We start from the raw sequence: 17,942 nt of genomic DNA on the forward strand, positions 1-17,942 counted from the left end.
CCCTATGAATCTACAGGAGACTCATGAGCAATCTACAAAATACAAGAAATTAATCAATCGTGAACAGCGAACCCGTCGTCCGCTTGAACAGCTTCCACCAGCCCGCCTTCGCCACATCTTCGCCTGCCTTGAGCTCGTATTTCTTAATTACATTTGTCCCTTGATAAACTACCAGCTTGCCTATGATCTGATCTGCAGCTACAGGAGCTTTGATGTTTGCCGGCAATACCAGCTCATGGCGGATGCCTTCCTGGGTGATGCCTTTCTTCAGCAGGACACTGTAGGTTTCCTCCGCGGTCAGAGGCAGCTCCGTTTTCACACCCTTCTCAATCTTTAGGGTACCGATAGCGTCGCCTTTTTTGTGAATGGTGTGCATTTTATATTGGGAAAAGAGATAATCGAACATCCCCGACACTTCGCTGTTGCGCGTTTTGGTGTTCGGTTCGCCCAGCACGACCGCAACAGCACGCAGTCCGTCTCTGGCCGCAGTCGCGGACAGGCAGAACTTGGCTTCGGAGGTATAACCCGTTTTCAGTCCGTCGGCTCCTGTATAGAAACGGACCAGCTTGTTCGTATTCACCAGCCAGAACGGCTTGGCCGAATCCTTGCGCAGATAATCCTGATAGGATCCGGTATATTTGATGATCCGCTCATGCTTCAGCAGCTCCCGGCTGATCACGGCAATGTCATGCGCCGAAGAATAATGGTTCTGCGCCGGCAGACCGTTACAGTTGGCGAAATGGGTGTCCTTCAGGCCTAGCTCTTCAGCTTTGCTGTTCATCAGATCCACAAATGCACTCTCCGAACCGGCGATTTTCTCCGCCATTGCCACCGATGCGTCATTGCCTGAGGCCATTGCGATGCCTTTCAGCATCTCGTCTACCGTCATTTCTTCACCGGGCTCCAGAAAAATCTGCGAACCGCCCATGGATGCCGCGTATTCACTGGTCCGTACCTTATCGGTCAATTGCAGTCTTCCTTCGTCAAGTGCCTCGACGGTGAGCAGCATTGTCATAATTTTCGTAATGCTTGCCGGAGGCAGCTTATCATGGCTGTTCTTCTCATAGATTACCGTGCCGGTGCCCGCATCCATCAGGATGGCGGAACGTGCACCCGGCGCAAGGTCAACAGCGGCGGCAGTGCTGCCGGTACCGGTACCTTTGGCTTTTTCCTCCGCATACGCCCCCGAGGACGCTCCCAGAACCGATACAGCAATACACAGCACTAACATAACATAACGCATTCTTCTCACAATGGTTCCCCTCCTGAACATTAACCTTCAATTCATAGGTACTGTGTTCCAGTTTGGTCAGAAAGGGTGAAAATTATTCCATTTATCCGCAAAAATGCTCTATAAAATAAAGACCACCCGCTTCCGGATGGCCTCACTATCTTGCTCTATCGGTTAATACAAGTGGCAGGAAACCTGGTGCCCTGATTCCAGCTCACGCAGCACTGGTTCTTCGGTACGGCATCTGTCCATTGCATGAGAACAGCGGGGATGGAAGGCACAGCCGCTTGGCGGAGTTTCCGGGTTCGGCACATCGCCGCTCAGGACAATCCGCTGCTTCTTCAGAGCCGGATTTGGCACCGGCACTGCGGACATCAGCGCTTGTGTATACGGATGGAGCGGCTTCGCGAATAACGTCTTAGTGGGCGCAAGCTCAACGATCCGCCCCAGGTACATGACGGCCACACGGTCGCTGATAAATTTCACGACCGACAGGTCATGGGAGATGAACATATAGGTCAGCCCAAACTGCTCCTGCAGATCCTGCATCAGATTCAGCACCTGGGCCTGGATCGATACATCCAATGCAGATACCGGCTCGTCGCAGACGATGAACTTGGGGTTCAGAGCCAGCGCCCGGGCGATTCCGATCCGCTGCCGCTGGCCTCCGGAGAATTCATGCGGAAAACGGTGCGCCTGATAAGGGGAAAGTCCCACAACCTCCATCAAGTGTTCAACCCGGCTCTTCAGTTCATTTCCTGCTGCCTGTTCATGCGTGCGCATGGGCTCCTCCAGAATGCGCTGCACGGTCCAGCGCGGATCCAGCGAAGCATACGGGTCCTGGAACACCATCTGCATATCGGTGCGGAAGCGGCGCAGCTGCTCGGTACCCAGGCTGCGCACATCTGTGCCGTTGAAGAGGATCTCGCCCTCACTCGGTTCGATCAGGCGCAGGATGGCCCGCCCCGTAGTAGACTTACCGCAGCCGGACTCCCCCACTACGGCTAGGGTCTCTCCTTGTTCTACCGATAACGTAATGCCGTCAACGGCTTTCACGGCACCTACTTGCTTGGAGAAGAACCCTTTGCGGATCGGATAATGTTTCTTAAGATTGCGGACTTCCAGAATTGTACTCATGATATTTCCTCCTGCAGCAGCAGACACCGGCAAGTGTGTCCCGGCTGAATCTCAAGCAGCTCCGGGCGTTCTTCCCAACAGCGCTGAACCACCATCGGGCAACGGGGAGCGAACCGGCAGCCGGGCGGCAGGTTGGCCGGGTTCGGCACCTGCCCCGGAATCGAGCTCAGACGGTCATTGTCTCCCGCGAGCTGAGGCAGCGATGCCAGCAGCCCTTGGGTATACGGATGCAGCGGATTGTTATAGAGCGTCGCCACATCTGTTTCTTCCACAATCTGTCCTGCATACATAATGACCACTCTGTCGCACATCTCTGCAACCACCCCAAGATCATGGGTAATCATCAGGATGGACATGCCCTCGTTCTTCTGTAAATCGCGCATAAGATCGAGAATCTGCGCCTGGATCGTGACGTCCAGTGCCGTGGTCGGCTCATCTGCAATCAGCAGCTGGGGGTTACAGACCATCGCCATGGCAATCATCACCCGCTGGCGCATGCCGCCGGAGAGCTGGTGGGCATACTGCTCAGCAATTTTCTCCGGACGGGGAATGCCGACCTTTCGCAGCATCTCAACTGCACGCTCATTCGCTTCCTTCTTGCTCAGCTTCAGGTGAAAGCGGGCAGACTCGGAAATTTGCCGGCCGATCTTGAATACCGGATTGAGCGAGGTCATCGGCTCCTGAAAAATCATCGCAATCCGGTTGCCCCGGATATTGCGAACTTCCTTCGCCGGCATTTCCAGCATATTCTTGCCTTCAAAACGGATTTGCCCGGCGGAGATCCGGCTGATCCGCTTGGGCAGGAGCTGCATAATCGACAGCGAGGTTATGCTTTTGCCGCAGCCGGATTCACCGACAATGCCCAGCGTCTCGCCTTTGCGCACTGACAGACTGATGCCGTCCACCGCGCGGACTGTCCCCGCAGCGCTTACGAATTCGGTGCATAAACCCGATACTTCCAGCAGTTCTGTCATCGTTTCCCCTCCGTTACGTTTATTTTTGCATACCTTTTTCAGTTATCTTAATACCAAGCAATGTAACATCATTATTTCGTGTCTTCTTCCACGCCCAGGTATTTAAGCGCAGTCAAGGCATAAACCTTGGCGCATTGAATGATCTGCCAGACTGGTGCTTTTTCATTGAAATTATGAATGGTGGACAGCTCGGCCGGGCCGTATTGCAGCACCGGAATGTTATGGGTGCGGAAATGGCGCGCATCGCTGGATGCCCATTGAAGCACACCGTAAGCCTCTTCTCCACTCACTTCGCAAATGCTCTCAACGAGATCGCTGACGACCGGCTCCTCCGGGGAGGTCCAATTCGCATTCCCCTGGAAGCCGAAGCCCTTGACCTCTGACTCGATTCCCGCCTCAAGCAGCAAGGAACGGGCGCGGTCAAGCACATCGCGGTAATCAACGCCGAACGGCACCCGCGAATCCACCTGAATAGTGCAGCGGTCGGCAACCACGTTGACCTTCGTACCGCCCTGAATGGTTCCGATATTCACGGTAACATGGTCAAACACCTGGTAGGCGACCGTACCGTACTCTTCACGCTGCTTCACATAATCCTGGGAGATACGGATAATTTCTTTGACCTCCTCCGGAATATTCGGCTTGATATCCCATAGGCGCTGCAAGGCATCAATGCCTTTGGCCGCTTTGACGATTGCACTTTCACCAACCACTGGAGACAGACTGCCATGTCCCGGCGTGCCTTCCACTGTGAATTCAAACCAGCAGCTGCCCTTCTGGCCGATCGTCGGATTCAGCGGTCCGGAGGGCTCCGCGATAACTGCTGCAGTTCCGGTAATTAGTCCGCGCTCCAGCACCCAGGGCACACCCAGGTGGCCGCCCGTTTCTTCATCCGGCACGATAAGCAGCGACAGATCGCCTTTGAGCGGCACGCCTAGTTTCGACAGCAGGGCCACGGCATAGATCAGTCCGGCAAGCCCCGCCTTCATATCGGAAGCGCCTCTGCCGAGCATGTATCCATCGACAATATCCCCGCAGAAGGGATCAAAATCCCAGCGGGACAGATCACCAGCCGGAACCACATCGGTATGTCCGCAGAAAATCAACTTTTTATCGGAAGGCTGTTCAGCTGCTGTTGTCAATGTGGATACGAGATTCAGCATCTTTTCAGTGGCCGGATAAATGGTCGTGTTCACTCCCGCCTGCTTCAGATAATCGATAATAAAAGCGCTGATCTCACGCGAATCGCCCGGGGGATTCTCCGATGGATAACGGATCAACTGCGAGCACAGCTCCAGCAGCTGATCCTGCCCTTCATCAATTGCATTCAGCACCTTGCCTGTCCAGTCTGTCATTGGTAGTGGCCTCCCTATAGCTCCCATGAATTTGTGAAAAAAGAGGGACCGCAGCCTCATGGCCCGTCCGCTCTTTGTAAGTCGAATTTTATTCCTGCACCGACAATGGATAGAATCGGATGACCTCATCCGGGTAGAACGCATAACCGCTGATCTTGTTGCTCATGCCAACGATGCGGTTGTATTCGTAGAGGTACGCCCATGGCGCTTCTGTTGTAATAATTTCCTGTGCCTGCTGGTACAGCTCACTGCGTTTGGCTTGATCGGTCTCCGTATTAGCTTGTTCCCACAGCTTGTCTACTTCGGCATTCTGATAGTTGTTGTAGTTGGAGGAACCTTTGCCATACATCAGGAAACCAAGATGATAGCCGGGATCATTGACAAAAGAAGTCCATTTGGATATATAAGCGGTCAGGTTCTTTGTTTTCTGCTGTTCCAGGAACTGGGCGCGTGCCAGCTTGTTGATGTTCATAGTGACGCCGATTTTGGCAAGCTCAGCCTGAATCAGTACGGCATCATCTTCCCAGTCGTCAAAGCCGGAGCCCAGGGTGAAGTCAAATTTAAACCCGTTCTCATAACCAGCTTCCTTCAGCAATTCCTTGGCTTTGTCCAGGTTATGCTCGTAGACGTAACCTGCATCGGTGAAGCCCGGAGTATTGCTGGCCACGGCGCTCTTCATCTGATTCGCCTGGCCGTACATGACGCCGCTCAGCAGTTCATCATAAGGAATGGCATAATTGATCGCCTGGCGGACCTTCTCGTTGTCAAAAGGCTTCACTTTGCTGTTCATCGCAAAGTAGAGAATCCGGTTGCTGGCATTGGAGGCTACGGTCAGGTCGGTGTTGCTCTTCAGAGAGGATACATCCTTAGGCGGAATCTCAATCGCCATGTCTACATCACCTTTATCCAGCAGCAGCACCCGGTTGGAGGCTTCCTTGGTGAACTTCAGGGTCACCTTGCCAAGTTTCGCAGCACCCTGCCAGTAGTCCTCGTTAGGTGTGAACACTGCTTCCGTAGCCGGGTCCCATTTCTCCAGCTTGAACGGGCCGGAGCCGGCGGCATGGGTCTTGAGGTAATCGGCACCTTGCGCTTCTACCGTCTTCTGATCGACGACGGAGAAGGTGTACATGGCCAGTATTTGCAGGAAATTATGATTGGCATTTGTCAGGGTGATTTCAACTGTAGCATCATCTACGGCAGTTACGGTTTTGATCGCAGCCATCCCATAGAGAAAACTGCCGGAACTGGACTTGGCAACACGGTCAAAGGAATACACAACCGATGCTGCATCCACAGGATTGCCGCTCTGGAATTTCACTCCGGGCGTCAGTTTGAAAGTATAGACAGTATTGTCGCTCGAAGCCTCCCAGCTCTCGGCAAGCATAGGCTGAATATCTTCGGTGTTGGCGATATTCGCGCCATTTTCGGTCTTAATTCCGTAGGTAACCAGCTGATCGTATGCGGCAAGTACCAGTGTATCGGAGGTCAGGTCATTCGCTTCTGCCGGGTCCAGTGATGTGCCGCCCTCGGAATAAGCTACGGTCAGGAATGGCTTGGCAGCCGCCGTCTCTCCTGTGGTTCCCGATGTCGCTGGTGAGGCAGCCGGTGTTTGCGGATTGGCGCTGGTTGCGCAACCAGCCAGCATGATTGAAAAAGCGATGAATGTGGACAGCAGCTTGACTCTTTTCATCAGTAATTCCTCCCTTTTCTATATCCTGCCTGCTAAAAAAAACATATTGCTGCTTGTGATCATGCTCCGTGAGGGGCTGGATCTGCTTCCGAGGGTCTCGCCTGTCTGCAGCAGCCCTTCCGGTAGACTCTAATCTATATTTATCGGGCAACCTGCGGATGTGCAGCGGGACTTCCCTGCCTGCGCTCCGCTCTATTTGCCCGACCGCAACCGTGGATCAAGAACATCTCGTAAACCGTCGCCGAGCAGATTAAAGCCCAGAATCGAAGTGGCGATGGACAATCCCGGAAAAGTGACCAACCACCATTGACCGGAAATGATGTATTCCCTGCCTTCTGAGATCATCGCCCCCCACTCGGCAATCGGGGGTTTGACTCCAAGGCCGAGAAAGCTGAGACTGGATGCCGTCAGGATGGCGAAGCCCATTCCGAGGGTAGCCTGTACCATCAGCGGGGCCAGTGCATTGGGCAGAATGTGACGGTATAGGATCACCGAATTTTTTACACCGATTGCCCGGCTGGCTTCAACATACTCCTTCTCTCGGAGGGAGACGGTCTGGCCGAACATCAGCCGCGCGAACTCCGGAATACCGACGATTCCTACAGCGATCATTGCACTGGTTAAGCCTGCCCCGATGGAAGCGGCAATTGCCATGGACAGCACCAGTGAAGGGAAGGATAACAGGACATCCATCAAGCGCATTATGACCGTTCCGGTCTTCCCGCCGTAGTAGGCAGCAATTCCGCCCAGCGGTACGCCGATAAGAAAAGAAATCGCCACGGCGATCAGACCAGTCCAGATACTGATCCTTGCTCCGTACAGCACCCGGCTGAGAATATCCCGGCCGAAGTTGTCCGTTCCGAACCAGTGGCTTCCTGAAGGAGCCTGCAATTTATTCGCCATATCTGTAATGTAAGGATCATGCGGAGCAATCCAGGGTGCAATGATGGCAATCACCGTCCAGATCAGAATAAAGATGAGGCCGATGGCAGCCAGACGGTTATGCAGAAGCAGCGTCAGTAATGTTTTGGGTTTCGGCGCAGCTGCGGGTTTGGCAGGGTTGCCCTGTGCTGAATGTGCTGCAGTGCTCAACAGAAATCTCCTCCTCTCCAAAAAGCTGTTTATTCATAGCGGATACGCGGATCAATCAGACCGTATATCAGATCTACCGCCAGGTTAATGCCGCAATAGAGAATCGCACTTACTAGGGTAAACGCCTGAATCGGCGCATAATCCGCGGCCAGAATGGAATCTGTGACATACCCGCCGATGCCCGGCCAGGAGAAGATCGTCTCGGTGATGACCGCACCGCCCATCAGATAGCCAAACTGCAGGCCGAGCACGGTAAGTGTAGGAATGAGGGCATTCACAAGTGCATGCTTGTAAATCACGGCGGACTCCCGCAGCCCTTTGGCTCGGGCGGTGCGCACGAAATCCTGATCGACTACCTCCAGCATGCTCGAACGGGTCATGCGGGCCACAATGGCCATGGTGCCTGTGCTCAGGCAGATTGCGGGAAGCAGCAGGTGGGCCAGGCTGCTTTTCAAAGCGGCGGTATCACCCGACAGAAGACTGTCCAGCACGTACAAACCCGTAATGTGGACCGGCGGATTCAGATCACCGCTGATTCGCCCCATCGGTGCCGGAGCCCAGCCAAGGATCGAGTAAAAAATATAAATGAACATCAGACCGAGCCAGAAGATCGGCACGCAGGCGCCTATCAGCGAGAATACACGCGAAATATGGTCGAGGATGGATTCCTTGCGGGTCGCAGCAACAATTCCGACGGGAATCGCCACCAGAATCGCGATCAGTATGCTGGTCAAGGTCAGCTCAAGGGTGGCCGGAAACCGTGAGGACAAATCACTGGCTACCGAATGCCCCGTATGATAGGCATAACCGATGTTTCCTTGAAACAGCTGCCCGAAATAGCTGAAGAACTGAACGTAAAGCGGCTTGTCCAGCCCCATGTCCTGGCGGATCTTGTTCACGATTTCCTCCGGGGCCTGTTCACCGGCCAGCATAATTGCGGGATCGCCCGGCAGTACCCTGGATAGAATGAATGTGATGACGATGATACCAAGCAAGGCCGGAATCATCTGCGTTAGTCTTTTTAATGTGTAAGCAAACAATGAATCAACCCCCTTACGGCTTCTGTTGCAATCCAGGCTGTGAGTCCTTTCTTTGGCGGAACCTGCGGTTCCATGTCAGGTACTGTGCTGTTTCTTTATTCTCTTTAGTAGTTGAGCTAATTCTACATACAATTTCATGTCCACTCTACGTCCCGTTTAGCTAAAAAAAAGCACAACCGTTTGTCGGTTGTGCACTATTACCGCCTCTAAATGTCATGTTATCTAACATTAACTTCCGTAAAAATTCCAGCACGCCCTATTTTTCCTGCAGGTAGTAGTAAATCAGGCACAAATGGCAGACAAATTGCTCACGCGGATCATTCAGATCGAACCCTGTAATATCACGGATCCGCTCCAGCCGGTACTTCACTGAATTGCGGTGTATGTAGAGACTGCTGGCCGTATCAATCAGACTCCCCCGGTGCTCCAGATAATGATAGAACGTCAACAGCATGTTGCTGTCATGCTCCTGGTCATATCGCAGCAGCTTGCCCAGCTTGCGCTCGAACAGCACCTCGAAGCCCTGCCTGCTTAACCCCTCCAGCAGATGGTAGACCTCCATCTCCTCGTATTGGGTGACTGCACTAGCCCCCTGGCCCAGACGTTTGGAAACCGACAGTGCTTTGCGCGCTTCATTATAGCTGGTGTGGATATTCCACAAATCCTCCGGGGTACCGATACCGGTCCGGTAGGCGCTAAGACCTTCGCTTTTGTCATGCAGCCAGCTTTCCAGTGTTGCCGCCCATGGTTCCTCCCCGCCTGCAGCTCCCGTAAATTTACGGCCTTCCGGTGTCGGCAAGAACAACACGGCTCGGCTTGAGCGGTATTCCACATGGGGAGTCACTCCGCGCTTGCGCGCTTCCCGGTCCAGCAGCCGGTTCACGGTCTCCTCACTAGGAGCGGTATCACCTTCAATGACGGCGACCTCCCATTTATGTTCAGGATTCATACCAAGCTGACGTGCCCGCCGCTCCACTTCATGCCGTGAAGGCAGCGGAGGTGTCAGCAGCTCGTCGATGAAATTGCCGCGTAGACGAAACTCGGTATCCTCGGCTACCTTTTTCCGCATCAGCTCAAGGGCAAACACCAGTCTGGCCTGTTCGATCCCCACTTCCTCCATATCATCCAGCTTCTCCTTGTCTACCAGAAGCCTGGCCACCGTCTTCTTGTCCACATTAATGTTCCAGTTCAGCGGTGAAGTCTTCTGTGACCAGTCAAAATTGGAGGGAGAGGAAACGATAATACTGCGCTGCGTATCCACCAGTGCGACAGGCGCTTTTAGAAAATCGGCCACATTATCGCTGACCGCCTGAATTCCGCTGTTCTCCAGCACCATCGTTGTGAGTGTGCGGTAGACCTCTTCTGCCCGGCGCAGCAGCATAGCCTGACGGCCCAGCAGCAGCTCCATCACCGGCTGGGTAATGTTCGTATAAGGGATTTCAGGCGGAATCTCGACGATCGGCAGCCCGCAGGCATTGCTCGCTTCGATCGCCGCTTGGGGAATTTCCTTCAGGAACCGGGCTGGTTTTATCGCCAGCGCAGCTGCCCCCAGCTTGTCCAGTGTGTATACCAGCTCAGTCAGCAGTGAAGGGTCATGGCGGATCGAATAGGCCGTAGTGAGCAGCATGACGCCTTCACTGATCCAACCCTTCAGGTCGGGAACCTCCATAATATCTACAAAGCGGACAATCCGGTCCAGTCCCTGTCCACCGCTGACTACGGTGGCTGTGCCGAGTATCGGCAGCTGCAGCAGCTCTCTCAACGTAATTCCTCGTGTGTTCAATATTCCTTCCTCCCTCCGCTGTCTACAGTATTTCAAGTTTTCTCCTGAGATATGCCATAGTCTGGCGTTCCCGATAGTTTATCAGAATTCGCCTGCGAACCACAGGGCAAATATTTCAAATTGCAGATAACAACTGCATCCTACAGTAAAACCTTCTGGAGAAAATCGCTGAAGTGGAGGCATCCCGCAAACTACATTGTAGCGGTGACTTATCCGGACACCAGAGCTGTTAGTTCGATTAAATCCACAATTTCGGCAATCTGCGGACTTTAACATCTCATCCCACCATCCATCGCGTTTGCGGCAATATCAGATGCACTTTAACATCTCATACTGCCATCTGTTCCACCACTTAACGCGATCGTGACTCCGCTCCTGCGCTTCTCAAGCTTTCGAGTGATCCACAAAAAAACGTCCTCGCCGGACCGAGGGTCCGGGAGAACGTTTCACTTGAGTGTGGATAACTGTCACCCAGCAAATCAGCCGTTGACAAAGGTTTAGCGGCGGACAAGCCCGGGCAGAGAAGCAGCCGAAGCCGCTGCGGCACCCAATGAGAGAATCGGGTCGAGCGCGCGGATTCCTAGCTTCTCTTCCAGTTCAGCAGCCAAACCGATCGTTGCAAATCCGGTGCAGGCCAACACAATGGCCTCTGCTCCGCGCTCAACGAGCCTTGCCGCTCCGGCCAGAGCTCCGGCACGTCCCGCAGGCGTGTTCAGATCAAGCGTCGTTGTTACACCGTCGGGACGATCCATCCCGAGATAGGCGTCCCCGAGGATGCTTCGAATGAAGGGAGGCACCTCGGTCAGGATCGTCAGAACGCCGACTCGGCTGCTGAAGGCCAGCGCCATATGGGCTGCGCAGGACCCGGCACCGAGTACAGGAATCCTTACCGCAGCCCTCGCTTCCAGCAGCGCCGGATCCGCCGCGCAGCTGATGCCGATCGCAGTACATCCGCTTGCTTCAAGCTCCCGTGCGAGTTCAATGATTTTCGGTACGGATTCTGCTTCCGTTAGGTCATCGTAGACGCCTTGAGGCTGATCCTGAATGCAGCGGCTCATGACCGGCAGACCATAGCGGCGTTCTATCAGCTCGCCGTGCAGATGGATGGAGCTCTCTTCTTGAAGTGTTATTACACGTATGATTCCCAGCATCCGTATCCCTCCCTTTCAGGTTGCTTGTAACGACCGCTTAGGTACTTGGCAAGACTAGAGCAACTCCCCGGCGTGCATAATGATTTTGTCATCAATATACACATCCGGCTTCATCACTACGGCATCTATATGTACACCTGCCGCTACAACACCGCCAAAGGTGTTATTGCTGCCAAAGGCTACATGAATGGTCCCGTAGACCTTCTCATCCTCAAGCACCACCCCGGTAATTCTCGCCTTGTTATTCGTGCCAATGCCGAACTCACCCAGGAGCCGGCCATCGCCTGCCCCCAGCATCCCCAGCAGCTTGTCTCCGCCTTCACCTTCAGCTGCTGTAAGCCGGCCCTGCTCCACCGTCAGCACCATTGGACTGGCCAAGGCGCCAATACCGGCTATGGACCCGTCTACTTTAATCCGTCCTGCGGCAGTGCCTTCAAGCGGTGCTATATACGCTTCGCCCGAAGGCAAATTCCCGGATTCCCCAGGATTCAGGTATAGCCCAGTACTCAGCACTCCGTCCCGCCCTTCTATGGAAAAGGAGAGGCTTAGCCCGTCCTTCTCCACACGTACCTCACGGCCTGCGGACAGAAGCAGGGCAACTTGTTCCGTCAACGACTTCACTTGTCCATAGTCTGCCGTAATGGCTCCATGGCTGAACATGTCATCCGTCATACCCGGCATGGTCGCTACCCGGGTTCCCGCTGCAGCAGCCTGCTTGCGGGCCGCTGTATGTGTCATGGAGTGTTTTGTAATACACACCGCCACATCCGCCTTGGCCATCGCCTCCGCAATTGGAGCAGGCGGTTCTTCACCGGACTTGCTCCGTTCCTGCATGATCAGCAGCACCGACTCGGCTCCGAGTCTTTTGCCGGCCTCATAGACGGATTCGGCAAGCTCCCGCTTGTCATCATCCGCCACTACAGCCAGCAGTTCACCGCTGCTGAGTCCCAGGCAGTCCTTCAGGACATTCATACTGATTATTATCCGCTCTTCACTCATATTCGTTCCTCCTGATTACACCATTTCCGCCATCAGCTTCCCTATGAGGGCATTTGACAGTACGGCTGGCACTCCTGCTGAGGCCGCCCATATTCTATGCTGCTCCACATAACCCATGCAGTCAAGCACAATCACATCCGCCTGGTCTTTCAGCCGGCTCGCTGCGGCGCGGAATTCCGCTTCAGTGCCGGTATATGGAGAGACAGCGGCAAAAGGAAGGGTGGTCCCCGGCCCGGCAAATTTCTCGACCATATTCTCTTCCTGCTCAGGCAACGGACCGATCAGCCCCAACCGGCGCTTGCCGATCATGGCCTGCACTACCGGTGGTATAATCCGGTCCGGCTCAAGCAAATGGGCACGGTTCGTGTGCAGCTCAGGAAACACACCGGTGCAGAGCAGCAGAATCAGTCGGATTCCAGCAGCCTCCATGGCATCAATTTTTCCCTGCAGCACTGTCTTTATCCTTTCGCGGGAGATAATCGCCGCAGTACCATCCGCCATCCGGGTCGTCAGAACATATTCTCCTTCTTGCGGACTGTAGTATTCGCGAACCTGCGCCGGGGTGAATCCATCCAATACCCCCGACTGCAGCAGCTCCGCACGGCCCTCCAAATATTTTTCAATAATCGGCGCCACATCGGATCTGGGGGACTGTCCAATCGTGATCAACCCAATTTTTTTCAATCTGCTTCCTCCTAGATGTTCATGGAGTTACCCTTCGCAGTACAATTTCTATAAACCCGGATTTAGCGGGAGGTTACCGCCGGTTTGCCCAGTGTCTGCAATACACTCATCGTGCCGTACAATTCTGTAATGCGGTCAAATTCCGCTTCGTTATAGAATGAGCATGATCCCCCGGTCACTTCTTTGGCGGTTTCAATTGCAAAACGTACTGCGGAAGCAATATCAACCTCGTGGCTTGCACCGGTGCCACAGCCGGGGACCATGGACTGTGCAGTTATCGCCAGGCCTACAACCGGAGCATTCGTTGCAACGGCAGGCTGAAGAATCGAGTTAATATGATAGAGGCCGTTCCCGTAAGGTGTAATATCCTGGGTCGTCACCGGAAAAGTAACCGGAAACTGGCCTGTCGTCATTTCCAGAATGCGCAGCAGGTCCTCACTCACCCGCAGGATGTAGCCTTCCTTGACCGTTGGCGAGATTGCAATGCCTTTGTGGTTGACCACCCGGTTGCCTTTAGTGGTATCAATGGACAGAACCGCTTCCATTTCCGGCAGCACTTCATGTTCATTCATCTGCAGAATATCGACCGGGGAATCCATGAAATCCACCGGTTCATGCGGCAGCGTCGGAGCATCCGGGCAAATATGGGTCGTTACCAGCACATCCCCTTTGAGCACATCGCCTTTGGTCTGCATATGGGCCAATTTCAGTGCTGAAGCAATGGCAGCGACTGCGCCGTCCGCATCGGAGACAATCCCGATCCGGCTGGGACGGGCTCCGATTCCGCCAAGTCTGCCCACAATTCCGAAGGTCGGCGCCGTGCCGCCCGCCAGCTTTCCGTTGCTGCCTGGGATTGAGATTTTGACGAATTCCGTGCTGCCCTTTTCACCCTCAACCTTATGGACGTCTACCTTAACTGCCGGATAAGCTGCAAACAGCTGCCTGACCTGTTCACCGTTAACATAAGCGCTGTCCAGTGTGTTCAATACCGTTATCGTTTGATGAAGTGCCATTATAATTCCTCCTCGGATGTGCTGACTCGCGGATTTGTTAATCTGTAGAAATGCTAACGACATTTCATGAAAAAGCAGCCAATCGCCGCCAGTCTGTACAAAACTATTATTGTAAGGTTAGAGTTTATAGTATCTTAAATTCCAAAACGTCCACAATGTACCGCCCTGCCAAAACTGATGTGCTTTTCTTGTCCTTTGCAGATAAACCTTACGCAGCACGTACAGTCTTCAGTCGTTATTCCAATTCTCGCCTCATAAATAAGGATCAAATAAAGGAAACTTGTATCTTTCAGGCGAATTTCTTAGCTAAGCTACTATAAATGAACTGAATCGGAGGAGCCACCATGAAGCTTGAATATCTGCAGCATAAGATCAGCGAGGAAGCTGAGACCGAAAGATTCTCTGGAGCAGTTTTGGTCAAAAAACAGAGCGAGACCCTGGCCGCTTCTTACGGCAGTGCCAACATTTCAGAGGAGCGGCTAAATCATCCGGACACACGCTTTGGCATCGCCTCCGGCTGCAAGCTGTTTACGGCAATTGCTGTCTGCCAGTTGGTGGAACAGGGGAAGCTTGCTTTCAGCAGCAAGGTGCTGGATGTGCTGAATGGAAAAGAATTTGCCCGATTCAGCCATGACATGACCATTCATCACCTGCTGACGCATAGCTCGGGTATTGCGGATTACTTTGATGAAGAAATCATGGATGATTACGCGGCGTTGTGGCTGAACCAGCCCATGTACCTGCTGCGCAAGCTCCAGGATTTCGTACCGATGTTCTCGCAGCATCCGATGAAATTCACACCGGGAGAAAGATTTCACTACAACAATGCCGGATACATCATGCTTGGCCTGCTGGTTGAGAAGATTAGCGGGATGCCCTTTACGGATTACGTGGAGCAGCATATTTTTGCGCCTTGCGGAATGAAGCATTCCGGGTATTTTGCACTGGATGCGCTTCCAGCCAATACCGCCATGGGATATATCGAAGAAGCGGATGGAAACTGGGTCACCAACATCTATTCCATTCCTGTAAAAGGAGGCGCTGACGGCGGCGCTTTCGTCACCGCGCCGGATATGCAGCGGCTATGGCAGGGACTGCTCGATCATACGCTGCTAAATCCGGAGCTGACGGCCCTCCTGCTCACTCCGCACATTCATGATGACAATGAGGAGTACTACGGTTACGGAGTATGGATCACGAAGCAAAATGGCGAGGCACTGAAATATCATCTGATGGGGTACGATCCCGGGGTGTCCTTCCACTCCGCCTTCTACCCTGCAAGCGGAGCAACCGTTGTTGTCCTGTGCAACAAAAGCCGGGGAGCCTACCCTATCCTGAAGGTGGTAGAGGAATGGCTGCTGCAGTAATTCTTCTTTCCAAGGCGCAAGTTTGATGATATTTAACGTCAAACTACTGGAGGGTTAGATTACTTCAAATTGCAAAAAGCCGTACAGAACATTTGACTGTTCTGTACGGCTTTTCGTTTACATGATGCTGATTTATCACAGAAATATCGAGAACCTTTACATTCCTGCGCTGAATCCTAGTACCGGGTTACGCCATCTTTGGTCACAAGCGCAAACACCAGCGGCTGAGGCGGAACGGGCTGAGCGGAAATGCGGTAAGCTTCCAGCACTTTAGCTTCCGCTTCCTGCACTTTGTTCTCGCTGGCATTGTTCACATGCAATACGGCAAGCGTATCTCCTGCGGCTACGGCATCGCCGACTTTCAGCGACAGCTGAATGCCAACGGCGAGATCAATGACCGATTCCTTGGTCTCGCGGCCTGCGCCAAGCAGCATGGCAGCTATACCAATCTCTTCGGCTTGGATGCTCTCCACATAACCAGCGGTTGCTGCTTTCACTTCGATAAATCTCCGTGCTGCCGGCAGCGTCTCCGGCGCTTCGACCTGCGACACCTCTCCGCCCTGCGCAGATACGATTTGCTTGAACTTCTCCAGAGCACTACCATCCTCGATATGAGACATCAGGATGGAGCGGGCTTCGGCTTCGTCCTTCGCCTTGCCGCCAAGCAACAGCATTTGGCTGCCCAGAATAAGGCAGACCTCCTGCAGATCCTTCGGCCCGTGGCCCTTCAAGGTTTCGATGCCTTCCTTGATTTCCAGGGCATTGCCGATGCCGTAGCCAAGCGGCTGGTCCATGTCGCTGATGACCGCAACCGTGTTGCGGCCCAGATGGGTCCCGATATCCACCATGGCTTGCGCCAAGGCAATGGAATCGTCAAGCGTCTTCATGAACGCGCCGCTGCCGGTCTTCACATCAAGCACGATGGCATCGGCACCTGCGGCGATTTTTTTGCTCATGACGGAGCTGGCGATCAGCGGAATGGATTCCACTGTCGCTGTCACATCACGCAGTGCGTAGAGCTTCTTGTCTGCAGGTGTAATGTTGCCCGACTGGCCGATTACGGCAGCGCCGATCTCCCCGACCTGGGCGAAAAATTGTTCCCGGCCCATCTCGATAGAAAAGCCGCTGATCGACTCCAGCTTGTCGAGGGTGCCTCCGGTATGTCCAAGCCCGCGGCCGGACATTTTGGCCACCGGTACTCCGGCTGCGGCAACAAGCGGTGCCAGAACCACAGTCGTCTTATCGCCCACGCCGCCAGTGGAATGCTTGTCCACCTTGATGCCGGCAATCGGACTGAGATCGACCTGATCACCGGACATGGCCATTTCCAGCGTCAGATCGCCGGTTTCCCGTGCGTTCATCCCGCGGAAATACACCGCCATTGCCCAAGCCGAGATTTGGTAGTCGGGAATTTCACCCTTGCTGTAGCCTTGGATCAGAAAAGCTATTTCTTCACGGCTAAGCTCCCCGCCGTCTCTTTTTTTCTGAATAAGATCAACCGCTCGCATTACACCTGTACCTCACGCACAAAGGCCCGCACAAGGCCGATAAACTTCGGTTTAGTCAGATTGGCAACTTTCACCACCTGCTCATGCGTCAACGGCTCCAGCTCATCCCCGATCGCCATATCAGTGATACAGGTAATGCCGAGCACACGCAGCTTGCTGTGGCTGGCCACGATCACTTCAGGCACAGTAGACATCCCGACAGCATCGCCGCCGAGGTATGCCAGCATTTTCAGCTCCGCCGGTGTCTCATAAGTCGGACCGCTGATGCCGGCATATACACCTTCCTGCAGCACAAGCGATTCACCGTCTACACCTTTAACATCAGCCGCCAGCTTTTTGGCCAAAGCCATGTACTCAGGGTCATAAGCACGGGACATATCCGGGAAACGTACACCCAGCTCCGGATCATTAGGTCCGATCAGCGGGTTGTCGCCAGTCATATTGAGGTGGTCGGTAATCAGCATCAGGTCGCCTGCTTTGAACGCCCGGTTCATTCCGCCGCCCGCGTTAGTGATCACCAGCGTACCCACGCCAAGCTTTGCCATCACATAGACCGGAAGCACAACTTTGCGCATCTCGTAGCCTTCGTAGAAGTGGAAGCGGCCCTGCATGATGATAACATCCTTGCCTTCCAGCTTCCCGATGACGAACCGGCCAGCATGGCCTTCTACCGTAGAACGCGGAAAATGAGGAATTTCTTCATAAGGCAGATACACTGCATCTTCGATTTGGTCGCCCAGATCGCCAAGACCTGAGCCCAGAATCAGCCCGATGGACGGTGAATACGCTCCTAATTTGGATTTTACGTATTCCGCTGCTTCTTTCACCTGATTGCCGTAAGAAATATTGGTTTGTGTCATAAATTGAACCTCCCGGGTATGAATTGTTGTGGACGAAAAATATTGGCATAATTCCGAT

At 53.7% G+C, this 17,942-nt stretch carries 15 protein-coding genes; 1 reads left to right on the top strand and 14 read right to left on the bottom strand.

Going from position 1 to position 17,942, the window contains the following annotated elements:
- Positions 1-49: 49 nt before the first annotated feature.
- From ACQ76X_RS02290 to ACQ76X_RS02345, 12 genes are all read right to left on the bottom strand, one after another.
- Entirely contained in the window at positions 50-1,243 is a 1,194-nt protein-coding gene (locus tag ACQ76X_RS02290) for a D-alanyl-D-alanine carboxypeptidase family protein (RefSeq protein ID WP_438491598.1), read from the bottom strand.
- Between the two features lie 162 nt (positions 1,244-1,405).
- Complete coding sequence (locus tag ACQ76X_RS02295; RefSeq protein WP_438491231.1) at positions 1,406-2,368, bottom strand: ABC transporter ATP-binding protein; 963 nt, start codon at positions 2,366-2,368, stop codon at positions 1,406-1,408.
- A complete protein-coding gene (locus ACQ76X_RS02300; protein ID WP_438491233.1) occupies positions 2,365-3,342 on the bottom strand; it encodes an ABC transporter ATP-binding protein in 978 nt (325 codons plus the stop codon). Before ACQ76X_RS02300 ends, ACQ76X_RS02295 begins: the two co-directional genes overlap by 4 nt.
- 71 nt (positions 3,343-3,413) lie before the next feature.
- Positions 3,414-4,697, bottom strand: coding sequence for a M20 family metallopeptidase (locus tag ACQ76X_RS02305; RefSeq protein ID WP_438491235.1), 1,284 nt, complete (start codon positions 4,695-4,697; stop codon positions 3,414-3,416).
- A gap of 88 nt (positions 4,698-4,785) precedes the next feature.
- On the bottom strand, positions 4,786-6,387 hold the full coding sequence (locus ACQ76X_RS02310; protein WP_438491237.1) for an ABC transporter substrate-binding protein: 1,602 nt from the start codon (positions 6,385-6,387) through the stop codon (positions 4,786-4,788).
- A 192-nt stretch (positions 6,388-6,579) separates the two neighbouring features.
- A complete protein-coding gene (locus ACQ76X_RS02315; protein ID WP_076108936.1) occupies positions 6,580-7,479 on the bottom strand; it encodes an ABC transporter permease in 900 nt (299 codons plus the stop codon).
- A gap of 29 nt (positions 7,480-7,508) precedes the next feature.
- Positions 7,509-8,519 carry an ABC transporter permease gene (locus ACQ76X_RS02320; protein ID WP_340897335.1) on the bottom strand — a complete coding sequence of 337 codons (1,011 nt, stop codon included), beginning with the start codon at positions 8,517-8,519 and terminating at the stop codon, positions 7,509-7,511.
- Positions 8,520-8,775: 256 nt separating this feature from the next.
- Entirely contained in the window at positions 8,776-10,302 is a 1,527-nt protein-coding gene (locus tag ACQ76X_RS02325; RefSeq protein WP_438491239.1) for a PucR family transcriptional regulator, read from the bottom strand.
- A 497-nt stretch (positions 10,303-10,799) separates the two neighbouring features.
- Positions 10,800-11,453 (bottom strand): aspartate/glutamate racemase family protein, encoded by a 654-nt coding sequence (locus tag ACQ76X_RS02330; RefSeq protein ID WP_076108934.1) that lies wholly within the window; start codon positions 11,451-11,453, stop codon positions 10,800-10,802.
- A gap of 54 nt (positions 11,454-11,507) precedes the next feature.
- Entirely contained in the window at positions 11,508-12,452 is a 945-nt protein-coding gene (locus tag ACQ76X_RS02335; protein WP_438491241.1) for an aminopeptidase, read from the bottom strand.
- A gap of 15 nt (positions 12,453-12,467) precedes the next feature.
- Positions 12,468-13,136, bottom strand: a complete 669-nt coding sequence (locus ACQ76X_RS02340) for an AroM family protein (RefSeq protein ID WP_341094699.1) — start codon at positions 13,134-13,136, stop codon at positions 12,468-12,470.
- Between the two features lie 62 nt (positions 13,137-13,198).
- On the bottom strand, positions 13,199-14,149 hold the full coding sequence (locus ACQ76X_RS02345; RefSeq protein ID WP_438491244.1) for a DUF1177 domain-containing protein: 951 nt from the start codon (positions 14,147-14,149) through the stop codon (positions 13,199-13,201).
- 344 nt (positions 14,150-14,493) lie between these two features.
- On the opposite strand from ACQ76X_RS02345, the gene ACQ76X_RS02350 reads away from it, so the two are divergent.
- Positions 14,494-15,516: a serine hydrolase domain-containing protein gene (locus tag ACQ76X_RS02350; RefSeq protein WP_438491246.1), complete on the top strand. Its 1,023-nt coding sequence runs from the start codon at positions 14,494-14,496 to the stop codon at positions 15,514-15,516.
- Positions 15,517-15,692: 176 nt separating this feature from the next.
- Here the strand turns inward: ACQ76X_RS02350 and ACQ76X_RS02355 are convergent, their stop codons facing one another.
- Both ACQ76X_RS02355 and ACQ76X_RS02360 read right to left on the bottom strand, forming a co-directional pair.
- On the bottom strand, positions 15,693-17,024 hold the full coding sequence (locus tag ACQ76X_RS02355; protein ID WP_438491247.1) for a pyrimidine-nucleoside phosphorylase: 1,332 nt from the start codon (positions 17,022-17,024) through the stop codon (positions 15,693-15,695).
- On the bottom strand, positions 17,024-17,884 hold the full coding sequence (locus ACQ76X_RS02360; RefSeq protein ID WP_438491248.1) for a purine-nucleoside phosphorylase: 861 nt from the start codon (positions 17,882-17,884) through the stop codon (positions 17,024-17,026). Before ACQ76X_RS02360 ends, ACQ76X_RS02355 begins: the two co-directional genes overlap by 1 nt.
- Between the last annotated feature and the right edge of the window lie 58 nt (positions 17,885-17,942).

This window comes from Paenibacillus sp. IHBB 3054 (assembly GCF_051594305.1).
Taxonomy (GTDB): Bacteria; Bacillota; Bacilli; order Paenibacillales; family Paenibacillaceae; genus Paenibacillus_AQ.